At 31.4% G+C, this 13,816-nt stretch carries 8 protein-coding genes; 2 read left to right on the top strand and 6 right to left on the bottom strand.

Going from position 1 to position 13,816, the window contains the following annotated elements; translation table 11 throughout:
- Positions 1 to 453: 453 nt before the first annotated feature.
- Entirely contained in the window at positions 454 to 1,101 is a 648-nt protein-coding gene (locus GAPWK_RS11490) for a LemA family protein (RefSeq protein ID WP_025316371.1), read from the top strand.
- A 121-nt stretch (positions 1,102 to 1,222) separates the two neighbouring features.
- Here the strand turns inward: GAPWK_RS11490 and GAPWK_RS11495 are convergent, their stop codons facing one another.
- Positions 1,223 to 1,654, bottom strand: a complete 432-nt coding sequence (locus tag GAPWK_RS11495; protein WP_025316372.1) for a MerR family transcriptional regulator — start codon at positions 1,652 to 1,654, stop codon at positions 1,223 to 1,225.
- 132 nt (positions 1,655 to 1,786) lie between these two features.
- Here GAPWK_RS11495 and lepA point away from each other — a divergent pair, with 132 nt between their 5' ends.
- On the top strand, positions 1,787 to 3,583 hold the full coding sequence (gene lepA, locus GAPWK_RS11500; protein ID WP_110287294.1) for a translation elongation factor 4: 1,797 nt from the start codon (positions 1,787 to 1,789) through the stop codon (positions 3,581 to 3,583).
- A 671-nt stretch (positions 3,584 to 4,254) separates the two neighbouring features.
- Here lepA and GAPWK_RS11505 read toward each other — a convergent pair.
- The 5 genes from GAPWK_RS11505 to mukB form a co-directional block, all read right to left on the bottom strand.
- Positions 4,255 to 6,366, bottom strand: coding sequence for a peptidase domain-containing ABC transporter (locus GAPWK_RS11505; protein ID WP_025316374.1), 2,112 nt, complete (start codon positions 6,364 to 6,366; stop codon positions 4,255 to 4,257).
- Positions 6,359 to 7,651, bottom strand: coding sequence for an HlyD family secretion protein (locus GAPWK_RS11510; RefSeq protein WP_025316375.1), 1,293 nt, complete (start codon positions 7,649 to 7,651; stop codon positions 6,359 to 6,361). Before GAPWK_RS11510 ends, GAPWK_RS11505 begins: the two co-directional genes overlap by 8 nt.
- A 375-nt stretch (positions 7,652 to 8,026) precedes the next feature.
- Entirely contained in the window at positions 8,027 to 8,248 is a 222-nt protein-coding gene (locus GAPWK_RS11515) for a hypothetical protein (RefSeq protein WP_025316376.1), read from the bottom strand.
- A 552-nt stretch (positions 8,249 to 8,800) separates the two neighbouring features.
- A complete protein-coding gene (locus GAPWK_RS11520; RefSeq protein WP_025316377.1) occupies positions 8,801 to 9,019 on the bottom strand; it encodes a hypothetical protein in 219 nt (72 codons plus the stop codon).
- 378 nt (positions 9,020 to 9,397) lie between these two features.
- Positions 9,398 to 13,816 (bottom strand): chromosome partition protein MukB, encoded by a 4,419-nt coding sequence (gene mukB / locus GAPWK_RS11525; RefSeq protein WP_038518474.1) that lies wholly within the window; start codon positions 13,814 to 13,816, stop codon positions 9,398 to 9,400.

Consider the following 13,816-nt stretch of genomic DNA (forward strand, 5'->3'; position numbering starts at 1 on the left):
ACATCCTTTCAATAAAAAGAAAAAATAGTAAAGATAACGAAACGGATTAATAATGTTTATTATTTTTTTATTGATAAATGCTCTATTTGTATTTTATTAATTTCACCATTCTCGTTTTACAAAAAAAATTATATAAAGCAAAAATTTTAACAAGTAAAAAATACTTAATTTAATCTTTATATATCATAACAAATTGATAATTTACAATATGTTGCAACAAATCCAAATACATGGTATTCTATATAATTAGTTGTTTAAAAGAAGTATAATTATTATTTTTATACGTTCAGTACGTAGCTATTTTAAATGTATATAGAAATTGTTTTGATTGGATTAGTGATATAAATTAATAAAAAGTAACAATAATTTGGCCTCACTTAAAAGCTACATTTCAAATATAAAAAATGCTACCTATTTGATTAATAGATTATCTAATTATGAATAGGACTGTTTATGTTCACTACTTTATTTTTAATTCTTATAGTAATTTTAGTGTGGTTATTTTTTGCATATAACAAACTCAGACGTTTAGCTGAAAATGTTAAACAAAAACAATCTAATATCTATGCCACAATCAAAAAAAGACATGATATCGCTCAAAGGCTTTCAGATATAGCTTCAAATTATGGTGATCATGAAAAGTTGACTCATTTAACCATCACTGAGAGCGACAGTATAGCTAAAGCAAATATAGCTGTATCAGAGGCATCACATTTAATTGGCAATGTCCAAATGCTAGCTAATAGATTTCCTGATCTAAAAGCTAACTCTACATACCAACAATTGATGGTTCAATTAGATAAAATTGAAAATACAATTCTTGAAAGACGTGAAGCATATAATGCAGCAGTACAAATCTATAATTCTTTACGTGGCAGTATCCCTCATTTATTTTACGCAACCAAATTAGGTTTTGTTGAAGCAACTTATTTTGAGATGGATGAAAATGGTATGGATCAATTGGCGTCTTTTAATACTGATGATGGAAAAATTTTAAGAGATACTATGGGTCGAATGGCATCAGTTGCAACCGAAAATATAAAGAAAATCAAAAACAAAAAAAATGATAATGCAGACATTGATTCACCAGATAATCAATAATTGATATCATAAAACATGAGTTTCTTGCTTAATAAACAGAGAAACTCATGTTCCTTTAAAATGGTTAATTAACAAAACCACTCAAAAACCGCGTTCCTCAAATTTTTTGCTTATTAAAAACTTAATTATTTATTGCTTGATGAGCTGTTTTATAATATTGCTTTTTAAATTTCAATAAGGCCAATTGTTCATTTAGTTGAGTTATAGTATCGATTAAAATCTTTTCTTGTTGATTAATGATTGTTAGGCGTTCATCCAATGTTTCATCACCTTGTAAGCATAACTTAACATAATGTTGTACATCTTTAATTGACATATTCGCATTACGTAAACACTCAATCAATTTTGCCCATTGCAAATCTGCATCAGAAAAAAGACGCTTTTCGTTCTGATCGCGTTGTAGAAATGGAAATAATTTTAATGAATCATAATACCTTAATGTATGCACTGATAGGCCTAACATTTTAGCTGCTTTGGTCACTGTATATTTAGGTGTTTGGTTTAGTTCACCATTTTGAGCTATTGACGCAATACAGTCATTTATATTTACCATATTTATACCTATGTATTCATAAAAATCAATTAAATAGCTTATTAATCATAATGATTTGATAAACTTGACTTAGAGTTACTCTAACTATTATAGTTCATGCCAATATTTAAGAAAAGTATGGGAGAAATTAAAATGAACCCAAATAATATAAGAAATTTTTGTATAATTGCCCATATCGATCACGGTAAATCGACTCTAGCTGATAGATTAATTGAGATGACAAATACGGTCTCTGAACGTGATATGAAAGAGCAATTATTAGATAACATGGATCTTGAAAGAGAACGTGGTATTACTATTAAGCTTCAAACTGTTCGTATGTATTATAAAGCATCTGATGGTATTGAATATGAATTAAATCTAATTGATACTCCTGGTCATACAGATTTCAATTATGAAGTTTCACGTAGTTTAGCGGCTTGTGAAGGTGCATTGTTACTTGTTGATGCAACCCAAGGTGTGCAGGCACAAACTATTGCAAATTTGAAATTAGCTCAAGAACAACATTTAACTATTATTCCTGTTGTTAATAAAATTGATATGCCTAATGCTGATACTGAAAGTGTACTTGAGGAACTTGAAGAACTTGAGGGTATAAATTTAGACAAGGCTATTTTAGCTTCGGCTAAAACTGGGATTGGAGTTGACAACATTTTAGAATCCATCATTGAAAATATTCCTGCACCTGAAGGCAACAAAGATAAACATCTTCAGGCATTAATATTTGATTCTCACTATGATGTCTACCGAGGTGTTGTGCTACATGTTCGCATCTTTAATGGTTCAATTCGTACTGGAATGAAAATTAAAATGCTCAAAAGCGAGCTTGAATTTGAAGCGTTACAAGTAGGAGTATTTTTACCTGCCATGAAATCGGTCGAAGAACTTATGGCTGGTGAAGTAGGATTCATTTCTACAAATATTAAAATTGTGTCAAATGTAAAAGTCGGTGATACATTAATTAACCCCAATAAACCTGATACCAATGCAGTGCCTGGTTATAAAGAGGTTAAACCAATGGTTTATGCCGGCCTATTTCCAATAAAAAATGAAGATCAAGAAAAACTGAAAGATGCCGTTGAAAAATTATCGCTTAACGATTCAGCATTCATTTATAAACAAGAAAATTCAATGGCGCTTGGAGCGGGATTTCGATGTGGATTTCTAGGTATTTTGCATATGGAAATTATTCAAGAAAGGCTTGAACGAGAATATGGAATCGAAATTTTATCTACATTTCCTAGCGTTGAATATCGTGTAACGTTAAAAAATGGTGAAATTATTAGCGTTAACAATCCTATGTTACTGCCTAGTTTTGAAAAGATCGAGTATATTGAAGAACCATTTATTGATGCAGCAATTATTATTCCTATGGAAAATATTGGCGAGATTATGGAACTCTGTCAGGAAAAACGCGGTATTTATGTCGATATGATTTATTTGAATAATAAAATGGCCGAATTGACATTTAAACTGCCAATTTCAGAAATTGCTTATAATTTTTATGATTCACTTAAATCAATTACGCATGGATATGCATCAATAGATTATCGAGACCGAAGTTATATTGTAACTGATTTGGTTAAAATGGATATTTGGTTGAATGATGAAATTGTCGATGCCTTTTCATTTATTTTACCAAGAGATAAAAGCTTTGAACGCGGTAAACAAATAGTTCAAAAAATGAAACATGTTATACCTCGCAAACTCTACCCAATGCCAGTACAATCGGTAGTTGAAAATAAAGTCATTGCAAGGGAAGACATTCCACCATTACGTAAAAGTGTAACAGGACGTGGCTATTCAGGATCTGCATCGAAAAAGAAAAAGATAGCTAAAAATATTAAGGAAAATAAAATTAGGCAACGTAAATTTGGTGGTGTTGATATCCCACAAGAAGCATTTCATGCAGTATTGGATATTCATTGATAATATTCAATAGCTGCTGTATTAATTGTATATAATTTATTATTTTGTTATTTTGTTATTTTCTAATAAGCCCAGAAAATGAAAGTTTTGCTGACAATCGTTGGCAAAACTTTTTATTGTACATAATAAAAATTATTTTTTGTAATCCCATTTAACACAACAATATAAAGTACATTATGACAGAAAATCAATGACGACATAATATACCTATGGTATTAGCTACTGTATTCTTACCATATCTTTATTTTTGTATTTAGATAATTATCATATTCTATAGACTTAGTATTCTGAACATAACTAAAACAAAAAACTTAAATAACTATTTTTTTATTATTGAATTTCAGTATTCAGAATAAACTAAGTTAAATAATCTTTTTGCTCTTAATTTTGATGTACAACTTTCTGCAAATAGAGAAGTGAAAATGAGAAGCGAAAAATATCAGGAATATTACTATTGCAGAAAAATTGCTAGTTAAACATGGTAGTAACAATGTTTATACTAGCTTTAAATTTTTGTCTGCCAAATTATAAATCACATTTTATTGTTAATAAACTGAAGTATTTTTTTAACTAAAACTATTGCGTTAATGTCAAAAAAAATTTATTAGCTATTTGTAGGTGAAAATTTTTGCTTCTCATTATTTATTTTTGTTTATTTTACTGGCTAACTTTTAATGGTTTATTGAACCAATATCAACAACACGATCAGCACTTTCTATTGTTGATTTTCGATGAGCAATAATAATACGCGTTATTTTTAATGAAGATATCGCCTTATTAATGGTAAATTCATTATCTTCATCTAAATGACTTGTTGCTTCGTCAAGAAATAATAAACAAGGCTTACGATACAATGCTCTTGCAATTAGCAATCGTTGTTTTTGTCCACCTGATAAGCTATTTCCTAACTCACTCACTAATGTTTCATATCCCATTGGCATACTCATAATTTCATTATGAATATTACAATATTTTGCACATTCAACAAGCCATTCATAATTTTTTTCAGTATCGAAACTTGAAATATTATCCGATATAGAGCCCGCAAAAAGTTTATCATTTTGTAATACACTACCAATAATATCTCGATAATTATTGACACCAAATTTATAAATATCAATTCCATTTATAAGAACTTCACCATGAGTAGGTGTAAGCAATCCATTCATAATTTTCATTAATGTTGTTTTACCTGCGCCTGACGGACCAATAATTGCAACACTTTCACCTGCTTGAATTTTCATGTTTATATTCGTAAAAATAGGTTTAGAAAGATTATCATACTGATACGCTATATCGCGCAATTCAAATTCAACAGGAATATCTTTAGGGAATGAGTATTTTGATTCAATTTCATTTTCAGTGTCGGTTAACGCAATATCGGTTAGTCGTTCAGTATGCAAATTTAGCATTTTCAAATCTAATATCATATTTATCAAATTTGCTGCTTGTTCCGAAAATTGAGCTCTATATGCAGTAAATGCGATAAACATACCTAGCGTCATCTTGTCATCCATAACAAGTGCAGCACCAATCCATAATATTGATGTTTGCTCAATCATCATAATTAATGTGTTGACACCACTAAAGATCATTTCTAATTTAGTAAGGCGAATATTTGCATTAGTTGTATCAATATTCATATTGAGCCAATATTGAGCTCTTGACTCGGTAAGTCTCAGTGATTTTAAAGTATCAATACCATATAAGCTTTCCATAAAATGAGAATTAGCTTTTGCTTCTTTCACTATTTTTTCTTCTGATGCTTGTCGATAACGCTGATAGGTTGCCACGCGTAATATTATATATATTAGAGTAAAGCCACAGACAATCCAAACCAACCAGCCGCCATACAGAAACATCATGATAAAAACACCAATTGACATTAAAATGTTAATAATACTTTTTACTATATTATTAGTTAGTGTTGTACAAATTATTTCTAAAGATGAAAAACGAGACTGAATATCACCAAGTTTTCTTTTTTCAAAATAAGATAATGGTAATTTCATTAAATGACCAAAGAGCCCTGCTTTCCATTGAATATCGACTAAAGATCCTATAATTAATGATGACCAAGAACGTAACATGGCAATAAACGTTCTAAATAAAATAAAAAACAGTAATCCTACACAGATTAATCCGAGTAAACTATGATCTTTTGCCATAATTACATGGTCCATGACCAATTGAGTTCCAACAGGTAACAATAAATTAATGGATTCAATAATAAGTGATAGTGATAAAATTTTAACTAAAAACCCTTTTAAACCATCAATTTGAAAGAGCATTTTAAGCAAACTAAGTTGACTGCGTTCTGTGCGAGGTTTGAATTCTTTATCTGGCCATAACTCAAGTGCTATCCCACTGAAATGTTTTGACATTTCATTAAGACCTACTTCACGGCGACCAAAAGCGGGGTCATGTAAAATAAATTTATTTCTTTTAACCGCAACTAATACAACAAAATGGTTGAGATCCCAATGTAAAATACAAGGGGTTTTTAACTGTTTTATCTCATTTAAATCTAAAGAAAGTGGACGACTTATTAAATGTACTGAAGCTGACATATTAATTAACGTAGCAAGAGTTACACCATGTGATGACACACCAATTTGATTCCTTAGACTAAATAAATCTACGTTCATTCCGTAATAACGGCAAATCATAGTTAAGCATGCAAGACCACATTCAGCTGCTTCTGTCTGTAAAATTTGTGGTATTTTTCTTCTCCAACCAAAATGTAAACTTTGAAGTATATGCTGAAACTGATTTCTATTCATTGATTGGTCCTGTAATACTTTTCTGAATATCATAAAAAGGTGATAGCATCCATTGATAAATAGGTCTCTTTTCTAAAAATAGAGTGATGTCAGCTTTCATTCCATTTGTTAATTTAATTTTATTATTAAATTTTGCCATTTGTTGTTTATCAAGCGAAACCATTACTTTGTAATAAGCTTGATAGTTAATATTGTTTTGAGATAATGGCGAACTACTATAAGTTGACATTTCCTGGCTAGAGGCTGGTACTTTGGATATTGACATAATTTTACCTGAAAACTGCCCAAATTTTTGATAAGGATAAGCTTCGTAACGAATATTAATCTTATCATTAACTGAAATATAAGGGACACTTTCATTAGGTGCCCAAAGAACTAAATAGTAACTATCAGTATTAGCAGGAATAAGTTGAGCTAAGCTATCATCTGTTTTTACCATCTGACCGTCTGTAACACTAAGTGATTCAATACGTCCATCACTAGGAGCACTAATAATTAATGTTCCTTTAGCATTTACTTCGGTTAATTGGCGTTGTAGAGCATTTAACTGAAATTGGTATTCAGATATTTTGTTATCAAAATCAGCTATTTTTGTAACTAATTCGCTATTAAGTTGTATGATGCTTAAATTTTCTTGTATTATTTGATTTTGTAAAAATTGATAAGAATTTTGTTGTTGATAATATAAGTATCTTTGATTATTGAATTGTTCATTATTAATAAGTCCCTTTTTTTGGTAATCTGCATAGTTTTGCATGCTTTCATACATTTCACTCATACCTTTTTCTGCATTTTTGACGAGTAATAATGAATCTTGATGAAATTTATTGTATTCATCTATTTGTTGTTTCAATGCATTTAATGTGATTTGTTTATTTTCTTTTAGAGTTTCGATAATTTCAGATATATTTTTGATTTGATTATTAATTGATTCGATTGTTTTTTGAGTGACATTACCTAGCTGCGTAGTTTGGCTAACATCTAATTCATAAATTGGGTCACCTTTTTTAACTTTGTCGCCAACTTTTACATGAGAGTTAATAATAAAACCTTGCTGTGTTGAAAATAAATTAATCGCTCTAGGTTGTGTAGTTATTTCACCTGGTACATTAATTCGTCTAGTATAAGTACCGAATATAACAGCAAGTATTAAAACGATAATAAAAATAATTGATAATAAAAAGACAAGCCATGCAGAACACCCTTTTATTAATAATGCTTTTCCCATCCATTTTGCTTTCTGGTAATTAATAGCTTCTTGACGAAACAACCCATTATTTTCCATAAAATATTTTACCTGTTTGCACTTATACTTACTGTTTATAATTATTTTTATTATTTATTTATTTAGATAATTTATTCAACTATATGAATTTTAATTTTTGATAAAAAAATCATGTTTAAAATATACTAATAAGACTAATACTAAATATAATTTATATAAATAATTAGATCATTTTCATAATATATAGCTAGATTAAATAAATTTTGATTAATTTATTATCTAATATTATTTTTAAACTGAAAGATTACTTATTATTCTAAAATAAAAATAGTCTCTTTTAGTTCAAAGTTTTTAATTTCAGATTACTAGATGATTTTTTAAAACAAAACGAGAAGCAACAATCGCTTCTCGTTTAACTATATTAAACAATATCAATTAAAAATGAACGGAGCCTGAAAAATGAAGACCTAAATGAGTTTCAACAATTTTACCAATATTTTCGCCCAATATTTGGCCTGCATTTTGGGAAGATTGAGTTAAATCATGATTGATTGCATCAATTACGGCACCAATGCCCGCACCTAAAGCACCTGCTGCATCCATAATCGCACCAGCACCAGAAACTTGTTCAACTTCAATTAAACTTAATTCTTTCATAATGTGTTCCTTTTATCCACAATAGTTTTTATCAAATTTGAATTCAAAAAATACCTATTACTACATGGTACAGATGAAATTCATAATCATTTAAACAGAATTTAAAATTCTGATCAAGTCAATTATAATTACGTATAATTTTCACATAAAAAAAATGAATGTTCAATTGAATATAATTGTTTTAAAATTAATGATTATTTTTTCTTAAAATTTATAGACAAAAACTTATATTAATTATTTGAAAGGAAATTGTTCGTTATTTATCAGTTTTTTGATTGATGAAACAAGGACTAACCAGAAAATAATTTCATATATAATTTTCCTTCAAACCTATTCATGTTAAATGAGTCTTTTCAATACTCATCTTCATGATCAATTTATATCCAATAAAATTCATATAGAAATTAATTTAATTTGTTTTTTAGTTAACAATTATTAATTATTTTAAGATAAATAATACTAAGCTTTAGCTTAATATATATTCTAATTTTCTAGATGATTTTTTTAACACAAAACTGGAAGCGAATAATCGCCTCCAGTTTAAAACATTAATTAAGGACGAACTGATGGAAAAGGTAAGCCGATAATAGCTTCAACAACTTGGCCGATACCTTGACCTAATAATCTACCTGAATCTTGTCCAGCAGTACTTACGTTATGATGAGCTGCATCAACAACAGCACCAATACCAGCTCCTAAAGCAGCACCTGCATCAGCGATCCAGCCAGCACCAGAAACTTGTTCTACTTCTACTAAATTTAATTCTTTCATAATGTGTTCCTTCTTTCCACAATGGTTATTTTCAAATTTGAATCTAAAAAATATCATTGATACATGGTACCGTTTAAACTCGCAATTATTTAAACAGAAAATAAAATCTTAATCAAGTCAATTATGATTACAGTTAATTTTCACATTAAAATGAATAACCTAATGATTAATTGTTATTATTTAATAATGTATTAATATTTTTTTACTTAACATTAACTTTTTTAAATAAAAAAATTATACTTTTTGATCAAAATGGGATTTTTATTTAATGAGTAATTGTATAAATTCGAAACTAGGTAATAACAGTAAAAGATTTTTCATTTAAGAATAAAATTTCTTAAAAAAATAAGATATTGCTGGTAATTACCAGCAATATTATTAAGCAAAGCCTTTTAATCCAACAACATGAACATGCTCTTGATTATTGATAACTTTACGAACTAATTTATAAGTAGTTCCTTTTTCTGGACTGATATTTTCAGGTGCTGCAATAATGAGTTGCATTTCTAATCGTTCACATAGCTCAAAAAGCGTTGCAATTGATTTGGCATCAAGACGAGCGGCCTCATCTAAAAATAATAGTCGGCATGGTGAAATATCTTTATTACGTAGGCGCTTTGATTCTTCTTCCCAGCTTTGAATTACCATCAATAAAATTGACATACCAGTACCAATCGCTTCACCTGTTGATAAAGCACCACTTTCGGCACGTAACCACCCATCAGCACCACGATTAACCTCAACGTCCATCTCTAAATAGTTTCGATAGTCAAGCAACTCCTCACCGATATTCTGCGCAGTACGTTGCCCCATATCAATATGTGGATTTAAGCGTTGATACAGTTTAGCTAAAGCTTCTGAGAAAGTGATTCGATTGTTGCTAAACAGATCTTGATGTTCACTTTGCTCATCAGACAAAGCAGCTAATAATGAAGAATGGGCCTCACGAACATTTACGTTTAAACGTACACCATTAACTTGACCAAATGCCACTGCTTGTAAACCTTGATTTAACATGCGGATACGATTTTGCTCACGTTGAATGGTTTTACGTATAATATTGGCCACGCTTTTGGAACTTATCGCTAATTGCTGCTCACGCGAAGTAAGTTCTTCAGTTAAGCGAGATAATTCGATTTCCATTTGTTCAATAGCTTCAATTGGATCATCGGTTTTCACTATATCTTGTCGAATTCGTTCTCGCAGATGTTTATAAACTGCAATATAGAATTGAATTTTACGCTCAGGTCGTTTTGGATCTTCGGATAGCCTTAATACATCACGCAGATGTTCATTATCATTCACAGCCAAACGTAGTGAACCCAATGCCTTATCCGACATAGAACGTAGCTCATCAGCACTTAGATAAGCAAGTTCCCGGCGATGTAATCGACGCTCAACACTATTATCTCTGACTAATCGTAATACTAAACACCACCCAGCTTTAGCTTGTACCACTTGTTCACGTAATTGCTTGTAATCGCGCAATGTTTGGGTCAAACGTTTTTGCATTTGTGTCATTTCGCCTTCACAAACAATCAATTGTTTTTCAAGGGAGGTACATTGCTGACGATTATTATTAAGTTTTTGATGAATTTCATCACGTCGTATTCTGGCACGCTCTTCGGTAATCGCATCGGCTTTTACACCAATTTGTTCTATCTCATTTTGTAGTTCATTAAGCATATCTCGCTTAGTTTCAAAAGCACTTTTTAATGAAGCAAATGTCTGATTATACTGATTATATTTATCTTGATATTGCTGCATTTGACGACGGGATTCAGTTCTTTGTGCTTCAACCACTTCCAATCGAGAACGCAATTTTTCATTTAAATCAGTATTTTCACCTAACATACCAGCCGAGTCTTCATAACTAAAGTGAGATCGACGCTGCATCACTTCAGTTAACGCAAATATTTGTTGGCGAATAGTTTGTTGTTGCGCTTTTACGGTGTTGTATTGCTCTCGTAAAGCTTCATTTTGTTCAGGATCGCTTTGTAAAACAGCAACAATTGGCTCCAGCTCTGAAACTGTATTACGGTTCCGACTGACATATTGTACTGCTTCTTGTGCTTCTGCTACTTGTTCACGCAAGTCATCAACTCGATCTGCAAGATCGTCATCAGCCAATAAATGCATTTGTGCAACAAGTCGATTAACGGTAGTTAATTGTTCTTTAAGGCTTAATACTTGTTGCTGATTTTGTTTATCAATACTTTCTTGTGATGATAACTGACGTTCGATTTCAGTACGCCTAGTTGCTAATTTTTGAGCTTCAGCTTCAGGATCAATATCAAAAGCTACCGCTAAATATTGACCGATAAATTGCCCAACATTTTGCTCAATTCGTTGTAACTTTTGTAAATCAAAAGAAATAGTTGCATAACGTTCATGAAGTTCGTCTCGTTCAGCCGATAATTTTTCAAGATGAACTTCACGTGCAGCTCTACCAAATAATGGTACTTTAGGAAAGCTAGAAAAACGCCACTGACGATCGCCTGTTTTAACCAATACAGCTTTATCCATCTCTTCGCAATCGAACACGCTATCATCAAATGACGATGGATCACCCTCAATAAAATAGATATCTTCAGGATAATCTTCTTCACTTGCAGTAAGAGTTTCGAGTTGTGCTTTTACTAAGGATAAATCGGGCACCACAATAGCTTGCCTTGATGGGCCATATACCGCTGAAAAGTAAGGTGCATCATTAATAGTAACATCTTCATAAATTTCAGATAGTAATACGCCATTGAATCGTTCTGCCAATGCCGATAATCGTCCATCATCAACCCCACTGGGTTGATTAAGTTGTTCAATTTGTATATCTAGCTGATTACGTCTAAAATTGATTTGATCACGTTCAGTAACAAGTACTCGCTCCTGTTCAAGCAAGTATTGCATATGTTGCGTGACCGCTTGGCTATTAGTAAATATTTGACCAGTTTGTTCTTGCAAAGAAATTAAGACATCTTGCGCTTTTAACCATATAGGTGCTTTTTGTCGATATTCGGTAATCTTCGCTTGTATTTGTTCCAGTTCTTGTCTGAATTCAATACGTTTTTCGCTCGATTCATTAGCTAGCTCAGCACTCTCGTCTAATTGTACTTCAAGCTCTTGTTTTAACTCATCTAGATCATCGTAATTAACTTGACGACCAATACGTTTACAAAATTGGGTTAATAATGATTCTGCTTCTTTTTGTTCAAAAAAACGTTGTTCTAATTCATCTAGTTGTAATTGTAAATGTTCAGCTTGATCAGCTTGATAACATTGTGATGGCCATATTCTTAATGCTTCTTTGGCAGCAATAAATGCATCACTGCGAACCACATCACCCACTAATTTAACAACAAGTTGATAAGCTCTATCAAATTGATTAATCGCAGCATCAGAAACACTGAGTCTTTGCTCAAGTTCTAATACTTGTTCAGTTATCTCTTTTTGTTTTTCATCAAACTCTTCAAAATGATTTTCAATATTACTAAGACCTAATTTAGGTAATTGGCATAAAGACTGCGCATTTTTAAGGGCTTGCAGTGCTTGTTGATATTGAATAGCTCGGGTTTGTTGAACATCAAGCGCTTGCTGGTAATCAGCCAGTTGTGTTTTTATTTCATCAACTTCTTGTTCTGTGTGTTCAAATTGATCACGATAAATTTGATATTGTTCCTTAGCTTCAAGTACTACTTCATTTTGTTCTTCAAGCTTTACATTTAAATCATCTAAATCTGCTTGATAGCGATCAATCTTTTCTTGTTGACGCAACGCCGTTTGTGCAAGATTTAGATGATCATTAGCTGCTTGTAAATCGGTTTCCAAATCGCTTTGTGCTTCTTGATATTCTTTCAACTCTTTCGCCATTTCAACTTGGCGGAATTGATTACTTAAAAGCAGATCTTGTGTTTTAAACATATCTCGGCGTAAGCCTAGCATGGATTCAATATGTATACGACGCTCATTAGCATGACGCATGTAGTCAGCAGCTACATAATTAGTCGATTCGGTAATAAGATGTTTGAACAAATCCCGATCAGATTGTGTAACTCTAATGGCTTCTAATGTCATTCGATTTTCACGTAGTGCGGCTTCCATATCTTGGAAAGCTTTACGCACACCACTATTTTCGGGTAATAGATAATCACGTAATGAACGAGTAATTGCGCTTGAAATACCGCCATAAAGTGAAGCTTCGATCAGGCGATAATATTTGCTACGATCAGACGATGTACGAAGACGTTTTGGTAATACACCAAAGTCAAACATCACCGAATGATAGTCAGTAATTGAGTTAAATTGTTTAAAAATTACGCCATCCATTCCTTCAATTTTTTCTTTTAATTCAGGTAATGAAAGGATCCGCGCTTGTTTATCGTTTAAACGTTCAGTGACTAATTCTGTTGGAGTAATACCAACAGATAAACCTTGTATCAAAAAAGGTTTAATATCGACTTTTTTATCTCGGCCAGCGACTTGCTGTAGACGTACTCCACAAATTATACGTTGATTACGAGAATTAATTACGTCAAGCATAGAGTAACAAACACCAGGTTTTAATTTTCCGTGTAAACCTTTATCTCGTGAACCAGATGTTGCCCCTGCTTCGGTTGTGTTTCTAAAATGTAATAAAGTTAAATCAGGAATTAAAGCAGTAACAAAAGCTGCCATTGTGGTTGATTTACCCGCACCATTTCCACCAGAAAGTGTAGTAACTAATTTATCCAAATCAAAGGTTCGAGCAAAAAAACCATTCCAGTTTATTAGTGTCAATGAGTGAAACTTACCATGTCCAATCAT

This window comes from Gilliamella apicola, assembly GCF_000599985.1.
GTDB lineage: Bacteria > Pseudomonadota > Gammaproteobacteria > Enterobacterales > Orbaceae > Gilliamella > Gilliamella apicola.